This is a genomic window from Mesorhizobium sp. M0991, from assembly GCF_040318915.1.
Lineage (GTDB): Bacteria > Pseudomonadota > Alphaproteobacteria > Rhizobiales > Rhizobiaceae > Mesorhizobium.
This window is the reverse complement of sequence record NZ_JAMYNE010000024.1, coordinates 44883-61782: the sequence shown is the minus strand read 5'-3', so window position 1 is coordinate 61782 and position 16900 is coordinate 44883. Positions and strand designations below refer to the sequence as shown.

Below are 16900 nucleotides of genomic sequence, written 5' to 3'. Positions count from 1 at the left end.
CCACCCAACACCGATCAATGCCGCTGCACGACGGCAGCCAGGGTTTCTGGCAAATGAAGGAAGAGTCTGAATGATCGTTCGCATTGCAGTTTCCGCTCTCGCCCTGGTCCTGCTGCCTCTGGCCAGCTCAAGTCTGGCACGGGCCGAAGACAGCATGGAAAAAGCCAAGGCGGTGAAGCAAGAAGGAGGCAAATATTTAGATGCGGACGGAAATCCGACCTACAAGATCGAAAACGGTACCGTCGATTGGTACACCTTCAGCGGGTATCGCCGGTATCACTCAGATTGCCATGTCTGTCACGGACAGGACGCCACAGGTTCGAGCTATGCGCCTGCCCTGGCTAATAGCCTGAAGAACATGGATTACGCCACGTTCCTGTCGATCGTCGCCGAGGGCCGCAAGAATGTCGGCGGCGGCAAGGAAAATGTCATGCCTGCCTTTGGCGACAACAAGAACGTCTATTGTTACCTGGACGATCTCTACGTCTATCTGCGCGCGCGCGCCGATGGCGCGGCACCCCGCGGCAGGCCGCCCAAGCACGAAAACAAGGCTCAGGCAGCCAAGGATGCCGAAGCATCCTGCATGGGTGGATGATATGACCGGCTGCACTGCATCGAAGCTGCGCGTCGTTCTGCCGATCCTCGGCGCGCTCGCCTTGCTGCCGTCGAATGTTCTGGCACAAAATGCCGGGCTTGGCGCTGCGGGCGAACTGGTCGATCCCGACATTCTGCGCGTCTGCGCAGATCCCTCGAACATGCCCTTTACCGACAAGAACGGCCAAGGCTTCGAAAACAAGCTGGCTGAACTGGTTGCCAAGAAGACGGGGCGGAAATCAGTCGCTTACACGTGGTTTCCCACTGTCACCGGCTTTGTGCGCAACACGCTTGGGGCCAACCGATGCGACATCATCATGGGCTACGCCCAAGGTGATGAACTGGTGCAGAACACCAATGCCTACTATCGCTCCGCCTATGTGCTCGTATACCCGAAAGGCAACGGGATGGAAGGCGTCGAGACGATCGAAGATCCGAAACTTTCCGGCAAGAGAATCGGCGTCGTCGAAAGCACGCCGCCAACCGCCAACATGGCCGCCAACAAGCTTCTGCGGACCGCCAAGATCTACCCGCTGGCGGTGGATACGCGCGTCACCCCTTCCATGGGGGAGGTCATGATCAAGGACATGCTCGCCGGCAAGATCGACGCGGCGGTCCTGTGGGGCCCGATGGCGGGCTACTATGCCAGGGAACTCGGAGCCGACGTCACGATCGTTCCGCTGCTGAAGAAAAAAGCCGGCTCGCGCATGTCTTACCGCATCACCATGGGCGTACGTCCGTCCGATCAGGAATGGAAGCGGACGCTCAACCGGGCGATCAGGGAGAACCAGGCGGAGATCATCAAGATCCTGCTGGGTTACAACGTGCCGCTGATCGACGAACATGACAATCCGATCACGCAATAGTTGGGACGGGCCCGGCGGAGGCCAGATTGTGGCAGGCGATGAAAGGAATGGAAGTGGTTTTGCTGCTCACGGTGGGCCTCCTGGGCATTGCGGAGCCGGCATGGGCAGGCGGGGTTGACGAGCCCGCCGGCTACCGGCTGGACGAATACCGGGCACCCGTGCCGGACACGCTGCAGGGCGCGACAGTGGTGACCACGGAGGAGGCGGAAGCGCTGTGGCGAGGGAAAAAGGCAGTCTTTTTCGACGTGATGCCGGACACGCCGAGGCCGACCAATCTGCCGGCAGGAACGATATGGAGAGACAAGGTCAGAAAGGACATTCCAGGCAGCATATGGCTGGCCAACGTGGGATACGGCGCTATTTCGGAGGAGACCGCCAACTACTTTCGCCAAGGCCACGCGGCCGCGGCCGGTACCGACAAATCGCGCGCGATTCTGTTTTATTGCATGACGAATTGCTGGATGTCGTGGAATGCCGCGAAACGGGCAGTCGAGTGGGGCTACAGTTCAGTGATCTGGTATCCGCACGGCGCGGATGGGTGGGAAGGTGCAATTCTTCCGCTGGAGGAGCAAAAACCCTACGCGATGAACAATTGAAGGACCAGAGCTACTTTCGATCTTTTTTCGACTTTTGAAAACCTATTCATTCATTTGTCCATTTTGAAACGTGATGGACGAGCCATTGCTTCGGTGCCCTGCAATGGTTGACTAACGACAGCATCGGCCCCTTCGGGCTGGTAGAAGAGGAGAAATGCTATGAAGAAGAGCTGGACAAAACCGACCATGTGTCAGGTTGCTGCGGGCTTCGAAATTTCGCGGTATCTGCCTGCTGAAATTACTCCCAAGAAGTAGGCCGCAGAGGTGCGTGTCCCTGGCAACAGGGGCACGCATCCCCTTGCCGCATGGGATTTTCGTGAAAGAGTTTGAAGCACGCAAAGCGAGCGGGGCGTTTCTTGCGGCCGCAAATTGGCTGCTGGTCAGAGAAGCCGCGGGGCGGGCGTTTTCATGCGCTTAAAAATCATCGGATCGGCCGCTGGCGGCGGCTTCCCGCAATGGAACTGCAATTATCGTCTGAGCCGCGGGGCTCGCGCCGGGGTAGCTGGCGTGCATTCACGAACCCAATCGAGTGTCGCCGTATCGGCGGATGGACTCGGCTGGGTTCTGTTCAACGCCTCGCCCGACATTCGCCAGCAGATCGCGGCAACGCCTGAATTGCAACCCGCGCACGATGCGCCGCTGCGCTCGACACCTATTCGCGCGGTGGTGCTGACCAATGCCGATGTCGATCATGTCGCCGGCCTGCTCAGCCTGCGTGAGCGGCAGCCTTTCGCTATCTATGCAACGACACAGGTTCTGGCGACGCTGGAGGCGAATTCGATTTTCAATGTCCTCGATCCGGCGCTCGTGCCGCGACGCATCTTGCCGCCGGCGCAAGAACTGTCGATCTGCGATGCAGACGGCCACGACACAGGCGTGGCTGTCGAGAGCTTTCCCGTCCCCGGGAAGATAGCCCTCTATCTCGAAGAAAGAGGCCAGCCGGATGCCAATTTCAGCTCCGATGCCGGCGACACGATCGGCGTTCGAATCGCCGGTGCCGGCAGTCGCGGCTCCGTCTTCTACATCCCCGGCTGCGCCCGCATCGATGCGACCCTGTGCACGCGTCTAGCCGATGCCGCATGCCTTCTGTTCGACGGCACGGTCTTCACCGACGACGAGATGATTGCTGCCCGCGTCGGCCAAAAGACCGGTGCGCGTATGGGGCATCTGGCAATGTCGGGAGACGCGGGGTCGATCGCCGGCTTGGCCGATGTGAGGATCGGCCGCCGTGTCTTCGTCCACATCAACAACACCAATCCTGTTCTGGACGAGAATTCTGCCGAGCATGCTGCAGTCAAAGCGGCTGGCTGGGAAGTGGCCCGCGACGGGATGGAGATGCAACTTTGAGTGATTTCCACGACGCAGCCAGCAACGGCCTGTCCTCCAGAGAGCTCGAAGCCGTGCTGCGGCAGGTCGGTGCCGAGCGCTATCACAACCGCCATCCTTTCCATCACAGGATGACCAGCGGTGCGCTGTCGAAGACCGAGATGCAGGCCTGGGCGCTGAACCGCTATTGCTATCAGGCCGTCATTCCACGCAAGGACGCTATGATCCTCGCACATGCCGAGGATCCGGCGTTTCGCGCCGCCTGGCGCAAACGCATCGAGGATCATGACGGCGAGGACGGCTGGAGCGGCGGTATTGCGCGCTGGTTGCACCTGGCGACCTCGCTCGGTCTCGATGCCGGCGCGGTGAAGAGCGAGAGGCTGGCCCTGCCGGCGACACGTTTCGCAGTTGGCGCTTACCTCTCCTTTTGCACGAACCGGACCCTGCTGGAGGCGGTCGCGTCGTCGCTGACCGAGATGTTCTCGCCGCTCATCATCGGCGAGCGGGTACCGGCGATGCTGGCCAGATACGATTATATCACCGAGGACACGCTGGCCTACTTCAGCCGACGGCCCGAACAGGCATCGCGCGACGCCGACTTCGCGCTTGCCTATGTGCTCGAACATGCCGACACGGCGGAACGCCAGCAGCAGGCGATCGATGCACTGGTGTTCAAATGCGATATACTCTGGGCCATGCTCGACGCGCTTCAACACGCCTATGGCGAGCCGGGCAATATCCCGCCCGGCGCCTTCCGTCCGGAGGCAGCCCAATGATAGCACTGCGCGAAAGAGCCATGGTGTCGCCGCAGTCGGTTCCATCGCTGCCGAAGCACGTGCGCATACAGTACGACCCCGTGCGCCAGGCGTTCGCCGTGCTTTCGCCCGAAAAGGTGTTCTGGCCAAACGATATCAGCCTCGACATATTGCGCCGCTGCGATGGGCGGTCCACGGTCGGCCACATCATTGCCGGCCTTGCCGCAGATTATGACGCCGAACAGGAGGCTGTGGCGGCCGATGTCATCGCCTTCCTGCAGGAATGGTCGGACAAGCTGCTGGTGAAGCTATGAGCGAGCCCCCTCTCCCCCCGATCGGCATGCTGGCGGAACTGACGCATCGCTGCCCGCTGCAATGCCCCTATTGCTCCAATCCGCTCGAATTGCTGAAGGCCAATCGCGAACTCGACACGCAGAGCTGGCTCGACCTGTTCTCGCAGGCGGCCGATCTTGGCGTTCTCCAGGTGCATCTGTCCGGCGGTGAACCGACGCTGCGTCGCGATCTCGAGCAATTGATCGCCGGGCTTTCGGCCCGCGGCGTCTACACCAACCTGATCACCGCCGGCGTCGGCATTGCTGATGGCCGCATCGAGGCATTTGCCGAAGCCGGGCTCGACCATCTGCAACTGAGCTTTCAAGGCGCACGACCGGCGACCACCGAGCGCATCGGCAATCACAGGGGCAGCCACGAAAAGAAGCTGGAAACGGCACGGCGCGCTCGCGCGGCCGGCTTGCCGCTTACCATCAACGCGCCGATCCATCGCCACAATATCGAGGAGGTACCGGAATTCATCGATCTGGCCCTTTCGCTGGGTGCGGAGCGTCTCGAGATCGCCAACGTGCAGTACGCCGGCTGGGCGCTGACCAATCGCGATCAACTGATGCCCGAGCGTGCTGACGTCGACCGGCAGGCGGAGATCGTCGCGGCGGCGCGCGAACGGCTCACCGGCATCATGAACATCGATTTCGTCACGCCGGATTATTTCGCCATCTATCCCAAGCCGTGCATGGGCGGCTGGGCGCGCGACGCCTTCATGGTGACGCCGGACGGCACCGTACTGCCATGCCATGCCGCCCAGACCATCCCGTCGCTCAGCTTCGAGCGTTTTGGACCACGCAGCCTGGCCGCGATCTGGACCGAGTCCCCTGCATTTAATGCCTTTCGAGGCACGGACTGGATGCAGGAGCCCTGCCGCAACTGTGAGCGGCGCGAGATCGACTGGGGCGGCTGCCGCTGCCAGGCGATGGCAATCGCCGGCGATGCCGCCGCGACGGACCCGGCTTGCGCGAAATCGCCGATCCATGCGCGCATGGCAATGCTGGTCGACGAAGCCCAGCGCGCTGCGACGGTCCCTTTGAGGGACGAACCATTCGTCTACCGGCGTATCGGCGTCGTCACCGAGCCCGCCTGACTGCCGACCTATTCCTACGGCCTAGGCTCGTGAAAGCCGGTCGGCATGCCACGTCATATGGTCATGCATGAACGTCGAAATGAAAAAATAGGAGTGATCGTATTCGTCCTGCATCCGCAATTTCAACGGAATGCCTGCCTTGGAGCAGGCGTCTTCGAGCAGCCAAGGCCTGAGGCCCTCCTGGAGGAAACCGTCTGACGTTCCCTGATCGACCAGGAATTCCGGGAAACGGTGTCCATCCTCGATGAGCGATGTGGCATCGTAGCGCCGCCACGAGACCTCATCCAGGCCGAGATATTTTTCGAAAGCCGGCTTCGACCAGCCGGCTGTGCTTGGCTGCACGATCGGCGCAAAGGCCGAGCAACTCCTGAAACGAGCGGGATTTTTCAGTGCGATCGTCAGCGCGCCATGCCCGCCCATCGAATGGCCGAAGATCGACTGGCGCGCCATATCGGCGGGAAATTCGCGCCCGATCACGGCTGGCAGCTCCTCGACGATATAGGAATACATGCGATAGTTCCTGGCATACGGCTCTTGCGTCGCGTCGAGGTAGAAACCGGCGCCGCTGCCGAACTGCCAATTGTCCTTTTCATCCGGAATGTCGGCACCACGCGGGCTGGTGTCGGGACAGACGACGATCAAGCCAAGTTCGGCGGCAATACGTCTGTATTCGCCTTTTTCCATTACATTCGCATGGGTGCAGGTGAGTCCGGAGAGGTACCACACCACGGGGCAACGCCTTTCCCGTGCCTGCGGAGGCACGAAAATGGCAAACGTCATTTCGCACGAGCAGCTCGTCGAGAGATGAGAGTAAACATGCTGGGCGCCGCCATGCGACTTGGCAGTCGAGACGAGTTTCGGGTGCTCTGGCATATATTCTTCTCCGCCAATTTTAACCGCCGACCGTAGGCTCTACGACGTCGAGGGTGATCGCTGCAACCTTGGTGGGCCGGCTGGCGCGCAGGGCTCTTGATCGGAGCCGGGGATGGCCTGCCTTGGCCGACCGTTTTGGCGCAGCAAGGCGCGAGAGGCCATTCGCTGGCGCAGCGTTGCCCAACGTCTTTCGCAAGCAGTGTGGGCGCTCGTTGGCGATGCTGGCTATAACAAGGACGCAATCACTGCGCAGGGCATCGGCGATGCCTTGCCGCTTCGGCGCGGCTATGGCGGACGAGCACGCACGCGTCATCGCGTGGGCTCGCAGTAAGCGCGCCAGGGTAGCGAGCAAGAACTGGTGAGCCGGCGGCTATTCCCGGCTGTCGAAAGCCACGGACAGGCCAAGGGCAGTTGCTGCCTCGACGATCGCCTCGGTTAGCTCTTCGTCGGATGCGACCAGATAAGGGGCGGCTTGCCGTGCTGCCTTTAATGTCGCTGTGATCGAGATGGTGTCACCACGATCCTCCCTATTGAGGACTGCGGCGATTGCTTGCTCTACTACCGGACTGACCCTCTGCACCTTACTCATCCAACCCTCCCCGTACGCGGCCCAGGGCGATGGTAATCTATCCACGGTTGTGTTCAATTCGATGTACGAAACCGTACAGACTTGATCGACTGGACCGTTACGGCCAGACATTTCTAATTTCGACGGCATTCTAGATCGACCACGCCTGGCTACCGGGCCTCGACCGGTTTCTCGGCAGATTGCCCGCACGCTGCGGAGCCATGGCAAATTGCCAGATTCGTACGCGAGCCCGGTCCAGGAGCTCGGCTCGGCCGACGGGCGCGCCCCCTGCGCTGGGCGAAGATGTCGCCTAGAAATAGCCGAGGATGGATTTGACCTCGAGATACTCCAACATGCCCTCGATCCCGTATTCGCGTCCGTTTCCGGACTGCTTGAAACCGCCAAACGGGGCGTGCGGATCCCAGGCCGGGTAGTTGAGATGCACCTGACCGGAGCGAATCCGCGAGGCCACGTCCCTGACGGCGTCCACATCCTCGCCCTGCACATGGGCCCCCAAACCGTAGACCGTGTCGTTGGCGATGGTAACGGCCTCCTCGATTGTGTCGTAGGGGATGATGCAGAGAACTGGCCCGAAGACCTCTTCCTGGGCGATGCGCATGCTCGTGCGCACGTCGGAAAAGATGGTCGGCTTCACATAGAACCCGACGTTCAGATCGTGCGCACGGCCCGGTCCTCCGGTGAGGAGCCTGGCGCCCTCAGAAATGCCGACGCCGATCATGGTTTGGATGCGGTCGAATTGGGCACGGTTCGCGATTGCACCATGAGTTGTGGCTTCCGAAAGAGGATCACCAATGATGATCTGGGCTGCGGCCCTTCTGGCGATTTCCTCGATCTCGGAGAGCAGCGCGCGTGGCGCGATCATGCGCGTCGGGGCGCTGCATGACTGACCGAGATTGCGGAAGGCGGCGGCTATGCCCAGAGAAACGGCGCGATCGAGATCTGCGTCCGGCAGGATCACGTTCGGCGACTTGCCGCCGAGCTCCTGCGCGACACGCTTGACCGTGGTCGCTGCCGCCCGGGCCACAGCAATGCCCGCGCGGGTGGACCCGGTAATGGAGATCATATCCACATCCGGATGGGAGGCGAGACCAGCACCTACGCATGGACCATCACCTTGCACGAGGTTGAACACCCCGGCCGGGAAGCCGGCTTCCTCGATAGCTTCGGCGAACAGAAGGGCGTCCAAGGGAGAAAGCTCGCTTGGCTTCAGCACGACCGTGCAGCCTGCAGCCAGCGCCGGCGCAACCTTGGCGGTGATCTGGTAAAGTGGCTAGTTCCACGGAGTGATCAAGGCGCAGACACCGATCGGTTCGTGGGTGACGGCGGTTTGCCCCCGTTGCTTGACGAAGCGAAAGTCTGTCAGCACACCGCGAGCGACCTTAACATGCGTGATCGCCAGCGGCACCTGCGCGCTGCGCGCATAGCCGATCGCCGCGCCCATTTCGAGGCTCAGGCATTGAGCCAGCAGTTCGCCGCGCGCCTCGAGCAGCGCTTGCAGGCGATCGAGCAGACCCGCGCGGTCTTCTGGCGTGGTCCGACTCCAGGTGGCGAATGCCCTGCGAGCCGCTGCAACGGCCGCGTCCACGTCCTCGCCATTTCCAAGCGGAAACTGGCTCACAACCTCTTCTGTGGCGGGATTGACGACGACGCCCGTCGCGGTGCCGCTCGGCTCAACCCATTGACCGTCGATGAAAAACTTGTCCAGGTGGCCGTTGCGGGACAGGTGTTCGAGGGGCGTCATCACCCTACAAGGTCCTTCATGCGGTAATAGGCGCCGAGAATCGGCAGGAACCAGGGGCGCCCGAAATAACCCGGGATCGCTGGCCAGTCGAAATCCTTCCAGGGATTGATCTCGGGGTGCCCGTCCATGACGTCGGCCATGATGGTGCCCATCAACGTCGACATCTGGGTCCCGTGTCCGCTATAGCCCATCGAGTAATAGATGCCATCGCGCTCTCCGGCGCGCGGCAGGCGATCGCGGGTCATATCGACCATGCCGCCCCAGCAGTAGTCGATGCGGGTGCCGGCCAGTTCCGGAAAGACCTCGACCATCGCCGCCTTGAGTATCCGGCCGCTTTTTTCGTCGGATTGAGGGTTGGACACGGCAAAGCGCGCCCTCCCGCCGAACAAAAGGCGATTGTCCGGCGTGAGCCGCCAGTAGACAACGAGATTGCGCGTGTCGACGACCATGCGCCCGGTCGGCATGAGACGCCTAAGGTGGTCAGGCGACAGCGGCTCGGTCACGATCAGAAATGCGCCGACTGGGATCATGCGCCGGCGGATCCAGCCGAGCGGGCCAACCTGGGAAATGCCGCTTGCCAACAGGACCTGCCGCGCGACGATCTTGCCCTTTGGCGTCGTTACCTCATGCCCGCCTGAAACCTTGCGCATCGCCATGACGGGCGAGCGTTCATGGACCTCTGCGCCACGCCGGGCAGCGGCGGTCGCGAGGCCCCGGACGAACCGGCCGACATGCATGCCCGCGCTCTTGGGAAAGAGCAGCCCGCCATGGTAGCGGTTGGTGCCGACTTCGGTTCGCAGGTCCTCGCGCGCGATCATCCTGGTTTCGGGATCGACATTGGCCGCCAGCAGTTCCTGGCTGCGCGCCAGCATGTCGTAGTGTTCGGGCTTGGCGGCAAGCTTGAGCTTGCCGACGCGGGAGAAGCTGCAGTCGATCTTCTCTTCCTGCACCAACCGCTCGACCATATCGACGCCGGCGTCGAAAGCCTTGTAGAGCGCATTTGCGGCCGGCTTGCCGTGCTTGCCAGCCATGATTGCATAGTTCTGGGCAAAGCCGTTGTTGCACATCCCGCCATTGCGGCCGGACGCGGCGTTGCCGATCGTTTCGGCCTCCAACAGGGCAACCCGGGCGCCCTTTTTGGCAAGGGCCAGCGCGGCGGAGGAGCCGGTCAGGCCGCCGCCCACAATCGCCACGTCGTAGTGGCCTTCGAGCGGTTTGGACGACCCTTCATTGAACGGCTGAGATGTATCCAGCCAGTAAGAGGTAAACTTCATTTTCTTGACCACCAGTGTTGATTTGAGTGGGGCGACATCCGAGCGTAGTTGCGCGCCTACCAGCCGCGCATCCGCTCCCAGCGCGCTTCAATCTTGGGGCTGTCCCCGTTGACGACGCTGTAGAAATCATGCTGGGCGGCCATTGCACACGCATGGTTGGGCAGAATCCGGACCCGAGACCCGAGCGGCAGCTCGGGCATGGACTTTCCAGAACCGGCACGAACGGCGAGGATACCGTGTTCCTGGCTGGCCTGGGCCACGATCACATCTTCAAGCACCCGCCCCTTTTCGTCGCAGACCACGCCGTAACCCTGGTCGATCTGCTGGTTTGCGGTTCCCCGGTCGCGCGAAAGCGCCATCCACCCGGCGTCGACCAGCACCCATCCCTTTTCCGGCTTGGCGCCGATCACGGTGGCCAACACGGAAACCGCGATATCGTCGATGGCACAGACCCCGACCCCGTGCTGGACGAGGTCGAAAAACATGTAGACGCCGGCGCGCAACTCCGTAATGCCTTCTAGACTCTCGGCGAAGTGTGCAGTCGGCGTCGAACCGAGGCTGATGATCGGGCAGGCATGGCCGTGTGCGCGCAAAGTTTCGGCCGCGCGCAAGCTGGCCGAACGCTCGTTCTCGGCTGCTTTGATCAGCGCCTCGGGCGTGCTCAAGGTATAGGACTCGCCCGCATGGGCGAGGACGCCGACGAGATTAGCGCCCGCTTCGCCGACCCTGTTGGCCACCTCGAGTAGCTTGGGATCGTCTGGCTTCAATCCACCGCGATGGTCATCGCAGTCCAGTTCGATGAAGACGGACGGCGTCACGCCGATTGCTTCGCGCACGCCGGCCAGGGCATCGGCCTGCCCGACCGAATCGAGCAACAGCTTCAGATCGACACCGGTACGGCGACAAAACTCCATGGCACGCATGGCCGAAGCCGGCGAGATGCCGACCGCATAGGTCATGTCTCGAAAGCCATGGCCCGCAAAATACTCCGCCTCGGCGATGGTCGAAACCGTGATCGGACCGGGTTCTGGATGGAACGCGCATCGGGCGACGTCAATGCTTTTGGCCGTCTTCATATGCGGGCGCAGCACCACGCCAAGCTTCCTGGCGCGCTCGGCCAGACCCTGGATGTTGCGCTCGAGCCGCCCACGGTCGAGAAGCAGCGCCGGAGTGACCAAGGCGTCGATCGTCCGAGCCGTCCCGCTCACCGCCAGGTTTGCCGCCCTCTTGTTCATAAATTCGTTTCCTAAGTGAACGATTGGTTTGCCAACGCATACATATGGGCTGGCCGCTCGGAGACGGGTCGTTGGCCTTTGACCATGGCGGTCGCACTGCCGGACTGCTGAAGACCAAGGTTCTCAAGCCAGTCGCCCAATCCATCCTCGGCATAGACGTCGATGCGAACGAATTGATTGTGAAGCTTCGAAAGCTGGGCCAGGATCAGAAGCCGCGCGTCTTGGTCGCTCTCGGCTGCACAAGGGCCGACGACATAGCCGCGGCCGAACCTCCTCGCGATAGCGTAGCCTGCAATCCGTCCCCTGCGCTCAATGACCAATGCGTTGCCCACATCGGCGAGCGCAGCCATCATCGCCAGCCGCGGCATGCCCGTGGCCCGTTCGTCGAAGGCCTGGATCGCCGCGAGGTCGGAGGCCGTCGCTTGACGGATGTCGTCGCGGGTACTCCGCGTCACGGCGACAGCCAGCGAGCCCTGGTGCTGAAGCACCGTGCCCCAGGCAGTGAAGCCGCGTCGCTTGTAGAGCGCCAGCCCCTCTTCGGTTGAGTTGAGCAGCACGTTGCGACCGTGTGCCGCCTCAAGCAATCCATCAAAGAGCCGGGCGCCGTTGCCACCGCCTTGCGCGGAGCCAGTAACTATGATCATCCCGACCGTGGCATAGGACTGTCCGTAATTCCACGACATGGCGGTGCCAATCACCTGTCCTGCCCGCTCGAGGACCAGGCCATTGCCGACCATCACGGCAAATTCCCAATCCTCCTGGCGGTAGGGCCAGGCCATCTCCTGCGACAGCTTCAGCGCGCCCGGCAAATGGCGGGTTTCCAATTTCATCAGCTCGGTCGGGGCGCTGACGATATCTCTGTCATGCTCAAAGGCCATAAGATGCAACGCTGTCAGTTGATCCGGAGTCGGATTGAAGTCGGATCTTAGAGTCGCGCCCGGCGGACAGATTTCGCTGCTGTTTTGCCCCTTCAAATCAGCGGGATTATTCGTTTTAAGCAGTTCCTCGGCATGCCAAATCGCGCAAATCAGGCGAGGAATACCTGACACATTGAATCGCCGCCTCGTGGTTGCCCGCGATCGGCGTTACGCCCGCACCATCCCCAATGGATGTGATCTCAGCCTCTGCAATGGCATAGCCGCAACACTCCCCAGCGATAAAACGCATGATGCTCAGAAGGAATTTTTGATGATCTACATCAGCGAAGAGGAGTCAGCCGCCCTCGTCACGCATGAACTTGCCTTCGAGGCGGCGCGCGAGGCTCTCGTGGCGGCAGCATCGCGGCAGAGCTGGGTCTTTCCCGCTGTTCTCGGGCGCACACAGGAGGCGACCAATACCTTCTCAATCAAATCCGGTTCGTCGGACGACCTGACCGGAGTGAAAATTGGCTCCTTCTGGTCGGGCAACCCGGCACGTGGCCTTCCCCGCCACAACTCGACCATCGTCCTGCTCGATCAGCATACAGGACGGCTCCGCGCCGTAATCGAGGCCGGAAAGGTGAACGCCTACAGGACGGCCGCAGCCGACGCGGTTGCGGCTGATCTTCTTGCGCGCAAGCAAGCCAAGGTTCTGGCGATCTTCGGTGCGGGCAACCAGGCGAGCTTCGAAGTGATGGCGCTGGCACGCATCCGCCCAATCGAAACCGTGCTGGTTGTGGCCCGGCCTTCGCCGCGGCGCGACGCTTTTGTCGATCAGATCGGCGAAAGGGGACTGAAGGCGCGCGCTGCCTTGCCGGAAGAAGCCGTGCGCGCGGCCGACATCGTGGTGACGGCGACACCCTCACGCGAACCGCTGTTCGATGCCGCTTGGGTGGGACCCGGAACGCATATCGTCAGCATGGGGTCGGATGCTCCGGGTAAGCGCGAATTGCCGAGCGAATTATTTCCCAAGGCACGTCTGTTTTGTGATCTGCTTTCCCAGTCGGTCCAGATCGGCGAGTTCCAACATTTGCGCGACGAGATCGACGCCGGCATGCTTGCGGTAACACCAATCGGCGACGTCATTGAAAAGCGTGTGCCCGGACGCCGCTTCGACAATGAGATCACGGTCTTCGACAGTTCCGGCATCTCCCTGCAGGACCTCTACATGGCCGACGCGCTGATCCGCGCAAAGGCGTCCCACCGCTGATCAGCTTCGCACCGACAGGCCCCAGCCCCGACGGATTTTTCGATACTACTGGAGTGCTCTCCGGCAACAAGGTGTCGCAAAACCGCTTGCGATCGGGATCGCTGCGTGTCGTAGTTCAGCAATGCGTTTCTTCCAGCCACGGCAGGGAGCTATAATCCAGGCCGAATCCAACCTGGAGAATGTCCTGATATTTCCGGCGATCAGCGGCTGGCGCGCCAGAAGGCGATACGGTCCTGTATCCGATAGCCCTGGATAATCGCCGGCATGAACCATGGATTGCCACGATAGAGCGGGACGGCCGAAGGCGGTCGAAAGTCGAACGCAGTGCGCGACTGCTCGCCATGCCCCATCAACTTGTGGGCCGCACGCATGCCAATCCATGGCGCCCAGACCACGCCCGAACCGCAGAAGCCGGAGGCATAGACCACACCGTCCTTCTCGAAGATGCGGGGCAGCATGTCTCGGTTCATCGCCACGTTGCCGAACCAGCAATGCGAAAGGCGCACGTTCTCCAACTCCGGGAAAAGGTTCACCAGTCCCTTGCGTAGGAGAAGTTTCGGCGCTGCGGGATCGCCGACGCGAGAACTGTCACGGCCCCCCAGCAGGATACGTTTTCCGTCGGGCGAGGGGCGATAATAGAAACCGAGTTGCCGGTTCTCGGTGATCGTCATCAGCTTCGGCATTAGTCGCGCCATGACATTAGGCGCAAGTTCTTCGGTGACAATGATCCGGCTGCGGACCGGAACCAGGCGGCGGCGCAGGAAGGGAGCGGCGCCGTCGGTATAGCCGTTGGTACAGACCAGAACCTGCCGTGCATCCACCGTCCCTGCCGAAGTCGCGACGCGGAACCCCGAACCATTCCTCTCGATCGACTTGACCACTGTATGCGAATGGACCGTCAACCCGGATGCGAGCGCCACCCGCAGGAGCTCAGCATGGAATTTTGCGGGGTGCAGCCCGCCAATGTCCATCCGAACGGTTCCGCCGCGGTAGAAGTCGGTGCCGATATAATTTCGCTGCTCGGCATGCGGAACCGCGTAGGACTCGATCCCCAGTTTCTTCGCCAGCGTCTCGGCGCCGCGCGCCATCTTCTCATACTGTTCATATCCGAGAGCGCCTTTGAATTGGCCAACCAGTCGGAAGTCGCAGTCGAGCCCTTCGGTCTTGATGAAGTCGTAGAGGAATTCGCGTGCGACCTTGCCCTCGGCCTCGATCGCCATGGCCTTCTCTTCCCCGAAGCGCCGGGTGATCGTGGCATAGTCCGGCCGGATGCTCCCGCTCGTAATCCCGCCGTTGCGGGTGGAAGCACCCTCGCCCGGATTCATCGCATCAAAAGCTGCGACCGAGCGTCCTTCGCGCGCCAGCACAAGCCCGGCCGAAAGACCGGCATAACCGGCGCCGACGATTGCCACGTCAAGCGTCTTTGCGACTGGTTGCCGCGGCAGCGGCATGACGGGCGCCGCTTCCCACCAGTAGGGCGTGTTCTTGTCGGCGATGTGAGGCTCTTGCACGTGGCTGACTTCTCTTGATTTCCAGGGATTAAGAAAGCGATCAGACGCAGTATTCAAATATGGTCATCCCGGACATCCAGCGCGTCTCGCAGCCCGTCACCGATGAAATTGAAACTGGTTACCGCGATGGTGATTGCAGCCCCGGGAATGATGGCAAGCCAAGGTGCGCTGCCCAGATATTGCTGGGCGCCATTGAGCATGTTGCCCCAACTGGGCAGTGGCGGCTGGATCCCGTAGCCGAGGAAACTGATGTAGGCTTCCATGAGAATGGCGCGCGCGACCGTCAAGGTGGAAGCGACGATAATCGGCCCCATGGCGTTGGGCAGTATCTCGCGGAACATGATGTGGGTGCCGCTCAATCCCAGCATTCGCCCGGCCAGGACGAACTCGCGTTCGCGTAACGAGCGGACTTCCGCTTCGACGATGCGGGCAACCTCCATCCAACTGGTGAGAGCGATAATGACGGTGATCATCACGGGACTGGGCTTCAGTGCGGCAGCCAGCGCCAGCAGCAGAAAGATCGATGGGAATGACAGGAATCCATCGACCATGCGCATCAGCGTGGCCCCGACCCAGCCACCGCGATAGCCGGCAATTACGCCGACCAGGGTGCCGATGAGCGTCGACAAAACCATGGCAAAGAAACCGACCAGCAGCGAGATTCGTCCCGCCATCAAAAGCCTTGCCGCCACGTCGCGGCCAAGCGGATCGGTACCTAGAAAGTGGTAGCCCGTCAGCGGGGGGGCAAAGCGGGCCCGCAGATCGATGAACAGTGAGTTATAAGGCAGGAGATGGGGGCCGAGGACGCAAGCGAGGCTCAGGAAGATGATCATCGCCAACCCGAGCAGCGCCAAGCGATGCCGCATGAAACGAAGTGCCGCGCGGTTGTTTCTCCATCGGCTTGGAGCTGCATTTGCGGTGAGAGCGGTCATATCGGCTGTCTCCTGTCGGGGAAGTTGCGCGCTCAAGCCAGGCGAATGCGCGGATCGACAATAGCGACGACAATGTCGGCGATCAGGTTTCCAAGCAGAACGAGGATGGCGGAGAACATCAGCAGCCCCATCACAACCGGATAGTCGCTGTAACCAAGGCTATCGAGGAACAACCGTCCCATTCCTGGCCAGGTAAAGACGGTTTCGGTCACGAGCGCGCCAGTGAGGACGCTGGGAAGCTGCATCCCGGCCAAGGTAATCATCGGCAAAAGTGCGTTGCCGACGACATGCTTCATCAGAATCCGGCGTTCACTCAACCCCTTGGCCCGGGCCGTCTTGACGAAGTCCTGGCTAATGGCGTCGAGAGTCGCCGTCCGCATGTAGCGGCTCCAGATCGCGACATGGACCAGCGACAGCACGATACTTGGCAGGATCAGATGGTGGAGGTAGCCCAGGATCGAGCCATCGCCGATCTCGGACATATTACCCGCGGGCAGCCAACCCAACTTCAGGGAAAAGACGTAGATGCCGACGAGTCCGAACCAGAAGGTAGGGACCGACAACGCGACCATGGCCCCGACAGTTGCGAGATAGTCGAACAGCGAGTAGCGGTGCGTGGCGCCGCGGATTCCGATCCAGGCGCCAATGGAGATCGCAATCGCGGTTGAGGACCCCATCAGCAGCAGCGTGGCGAAGAGATGGCTGCCAATGACCTCCAATACCGGCGCTCCGTCGCGGAAGGAGTGACCCCAGTCGCCACGCACCAGCCGCCATGCCCAGTCCAGATATTGGATCCATATAGGCCGATCGAGGCCCAGCAGCCCCTTGAGACGCTCGATATCCTGCTGGGTCATTCCGGGATCGAGCCCAAATTGCGCCAGCGGGCCGCCGGGAAGGAGGTTCAGAATGCCGAAGCCGATGATCGAAATGATCACAAGCAGCACCAGGCTCTGCGAGAGGCGATTGAGCAGGAAGCCGCGCATTCGAGTCCTCCGTTGTGGGTTGACCATTTTAGTCTGTTGCCGCCGCCGCGGCGGAATCGGGCGGGG

General features: G+C 61.6%; 16 protein-coding genes and 1 pseudogene. 8 read left to right on the top strand and 9 right to left on the bottom strand.

What is annotated here, in order from left to right:
* Nucleotides 1-70 precede the first annotated feature (70 nt).
* From NKH70_RS26985 to pqqE, 7 genes are all read left to right on the top strand, one after another.
* Nucleotides 71-595, top strand: a complete 525-nt coding sequence (locus NKH70_RS26985; RefSeq protein ID WP_352854905.1) for a c-type cytochrome, methanol metabolism-related — start codon at nucleotides 71-73, stop codon at nucleotides 593-595.
* A 1-nt stretch (nucleotide 596) separates the two neighbouring features.
* On the top strand, nucleotides 597-1460 hold the full coding sequence (locus NKH70_RS26980; RefSeq protein WP_353026558.1) for a substrate-binding domain-containing protein: 864 nt from the start codon (nucleotides 597-599) through the stop codon (nucleotides 1458-1460).
* 38 nt (nucleotides 1461-1498) lie between these two features.
* Complete coding sequence (locus tag NKH70_RS26975) at nucleotides 1499-2056, top strand: PQQ-dependent catabolism-associated CXXCW motif protein (RefSeq protein WP_353026578.1); 558 nt, start codon at nucleotides 1499-1501, stop codon at nucleotides 2054-2056.
* Between the two features lie 408 nt (nucleotides 2057-2464).
* On the top strand, nucleotides 2465-3403 hold the full coding sequence (gene pqqB, locus NKH70_RS26970) for a pyrroloquinoline quinone biosynthesis protein PqqB (RefSeq protein WP_352913616.1): 939 nt from the start codon (nucleotides 2465-2467) through the stop codon (nucleotides 3401-3403).
* Nucleotides 3400-4158, top strand: a complete 759-nt coding sequence (gene pqqC / locus NKH70_RS26965; RefSeq protein ID WP_352913613.1) for a pyrroloquinoline-quinone synthase PqqC — start codon at nucleotides 3400-3402, stop codon at nucleotides 4156-4158. Before pqqB ends, pqqC begins: the two co-directional genes overlap by 4 nt.
* A complete protein-coding gene (gene pqqD, locus NKH70_RS26960) occupies nucleotides 4155-4451 on the top strand; it encodes a pyrroloquinoline quinone biosynthesis peptide chaperone PqqD (RefSeq protein ID WP_352913610.1) in 297 nt (98 codons plus the stop codon). Before pqqC ends, pqqD begins: the two co-directional genes overlap by 4 nt.
* Nucleotides 4448-5569, top strand: coding sequence for a pyrroloquinoline quinone biosynthesis protein PqqE (gene pqqE / locus NKH70_RS26955; RefSeq protein WP_353026555.1), 1122 nt, complete (start codon nucleotides 4448-4450; stop codon nucleotides 5567-5569). The genes pqqD and pqqE overlap by 4 nt, the downstream gene beginning before the upstream one ends.
* 21 nt (nucleotides 5570-5590) lie before the next feature.
* Here the strand turns inward: pqqE and fghA are convergent, their stop codons facing one another.
* The 6 genes and pseudogenes from fghA to NKH70_RS26925 all read right to left on the bottom strand — a co-directional run bounded on the left by fghA (nucleotide 5591) and on the right by NKH70_RS26925 (nucleotide 12330).
* Nucleotides 5591-6442 carry an S-formylglutathione hydrolase gene (gene fghA, locus NKH70_RS26950; RefSeq protein WP_353026553.1) on the bottom strand — a complete coding sequence of 284 codons (852 nt, stop codon included), beginning with the start codon at nucleotides 6440-6442 and terminating at the stop codon, nucleotides 5591-5593.
* Nucleotides 6443-6812: 370 nt separating this feature from the next.
* Nucleotides 6813-7031, bottom strand: a complete 219-nt coding sequence (locus tag NKH70_RS26945) for a hypothetical protein (RefSeq protein ID WP_353026552.1) — start codon at nucleotides 7029-7031, stop codon at nucleotides 6813-6815.
* 289 nt (nucleotides 7032-7320) lie between these two features.
* A pseudogene (locus tag NKH70_RS26940) lies at nucleotides 7321-8775 on the bottom strand (aldehyde dehydrogenase family protein).
* On the bottom strand, nucleotides 8772-10046 hold the full coding sequence (locus NKH70_RS26935) for an NAD(P)/FAD-dependent oxidoreductase (RefSeq protein ID WP_353026550.1): 1275 nt from the start codon (nucleotides 10044-10046) through the stop codon (nucleotides 8772-8774). The pseudogene NKH70_RS26940 and the gene NKH70_RS26935 overlap by 4 nt, the downstream one beginning before the upstream one ends.
* A 56-nt stretch (nucleotides 10047-10102) precedes the next feature.
* Nucleotides 10103-11281 (bottom strand): alanine racemase, encoded by a 1179-nt coding sequence (locus NKH70_RS26930; RefSeq protein WP_352913597.1) that lies wholly within the window; start codon nucleotides 11279-11281, stop codon nucleotides 10103-10105.
* A gap of 11 nt (nucleotides 11282-11292) precedes the next feature.
* On the bottom strand, nucleotides 11293-12330 hold the full coding sequence (locus tag NKH70_RS26925; protein ID WP_352913595.1) for a GNAT family N-acetyltransferase: 1038 nt from the start codon (nucleotides 12328-12330) through the stop codon (nucleotides 11293-11295).
* 139 nt (nucleotides 12331-12469) lie between these two features.
* Between NKH70_RS26925 and NKH70_RS26920 the strand changes: the two genes are divergently transcribed.
* Nucleotides 12470-13408, top strand: coding sequence for an ornithine cyclodeaminase family protein (locus tag NKH70_RS26920; protein ID WP_352913593.1), 939 nt, complete (start codon nucleotides 12470-12472; stop codon nucleotides 13406-13408).
* Between the two features lie 200 nt (nucleotides 13409-13608).
* Here the strand turns inward: NKH70_RS26920 and NKH70_RS26915 are convergent, their stop codons facing one another.
* The 3 genes from NKH70_RS26915 to NKH70_RS26905 form a co-directional block, all read right to left on the bottom strand.
* Nucleotides 13609-14859 (bottom strand): NAD(P)/FAD-dependent oxidoreductase, encoded by a 1251-nt coding sequence (locus NKH70_RS26915; RefSeq protein ID WP_502908402.1) that lies wholly within the window; start codon nucleotides 14857-14859, stop codon nucleotides 13609-13611.
* A gap of 113 nt (nucleotides 14860-14972) precedes the next feature.
* Nucleotides 14973-15851: an ABC transporter permease gene (locus NKH70_RS26910; RefSeq protein ID WP_352913589.1), complete on the bottom strand. Its 879-nt coding sequence runs from the start codon at nucleotides 15849-15851 to the stop codon at nucleotides 14973-14975.
* Nucleotides 15852-15883: 32 nt separating this feature from the next.
* Nucleotides 15884-16834 carry an ABC transporter permease gene (locus NKH70_RS26905; protein ID WP_352913586.1) on the bottom strand — a complete coding sequence of 317 codons (951 nt, stop codon included), beginning with the start codon at nucleotides 16832-16834 and terminating at the stop codon, nucleotides 15884-15886.
* Nucleotides 16835-16900 lie beyond the last annotated feature (66 nt).

What these genes read in the sequence shown, in the direction of transcription:
- NKH70_RS26910 (WP_352913589.1), bottom strand. Translation starts at nt 15,851, where the DNA reads ATGACCGCTCTCACCGCAAATGCAGCTCCAAGCCGATGGAGAAACAAC.
- fghA (WP_353026553.1), bottom strand. Translation starts at nt 6,442, where the DNA reads ATGCCAGAGCACCCGAAACTCGTCTCGACTGCCAAGTCGCATGGCGGC.
- NKH70_RS26975 (WP_353026578.1), top strand. Translation starts at nt 1,499, where the DNA reads ATGAAAGGAATGGAAGTGGTTTTGCTGCTCACGGTGGGCCTCCTGGGC.
- NKH70_RS26915 (WP_502908402.1), bottom strand. Translation starts at nt 14,859, where the DNA reads ATGCCGCTGCCGCGGCAACCAGTCGCAAAGACGCTTGACGTGGCAATC.
- pqqD (WP_352913610.1), top strand. Translation starts at nt 4,155, where the DNA reads ATGATAGCACTGCGCGAAAGAGCCATGGTGTCGCCGCAGTCGGTTCCA.
- NKH70_RS26935 (WP_353026550.1), bottom strand. Translation starts at nt 10,046, where the DNA reads ATGAAGTTTACCTCTTACTGGCTGGATACATCTCAGCCGTTCAATGAA.
- NKH70_RS26985 (WP_352854905.1), top strand. Translation starts at nt 71, where the DNA reads ATGATCGTTCGCATTGCAGTTTCCGCTCTCGCCCTGGTCCTGCTGCCT.
- NKH70_RS26920 (WP_352913593.1), top strand. Translation starts at nt 12,470, where the DNA reads ATGATCTACATCAGCGAAGAGGAGTCAGCCGCCCTCGTCACGCATGAA.
- NKH70_RS26905 (WP_352913586.1), bottom strand. Translation starts at nt 16,834, where the DNA reads ATGCGCGGCTTCCTGCTCAATCGCCTCTCGCAGAGCCTGGTGCTGCTT.
- pqqE (WP_353026555.1), top strand. Translation starts at nt 4,448, where the DNA reads ATGAGCGAGCCCCCTCTCCCCCCGATCGGCATGCTGGCGGAACTGACG.
- NKH70_RS26945 (WP_353026552.1), bottom strand. Translation starts at nt 7,031, where the DNA reads ATGAGTAAGGTGCAGAGGGTCAGTCCGGTAGTAGAGCAAGCAATCGCC.
- pqqB (WP_352913616.1), top strand. Translation starts at nt 2,465, where the DNA reads ATGCGCTTAAAAATCATCGGATCGGCCGCTGGCGGCGGCTTCCCGCAA.
- NKH70_RS26980 (WP_353026558.1), top strand. Translation starts at nt 597, where the DNA reads ATGACCGGCTGCACTGCATCGAAGCTGCGCGTCGTTCTGCCGATCCTC.
- NKH70_RS26930 (WP_352913597.1), bottom strand. Translation starts at nt 11,281, where the DNA reads ATGAACAAGAGGGCGGCAAACCTGGCGGTGAGCGGGACGGCTCGGACG.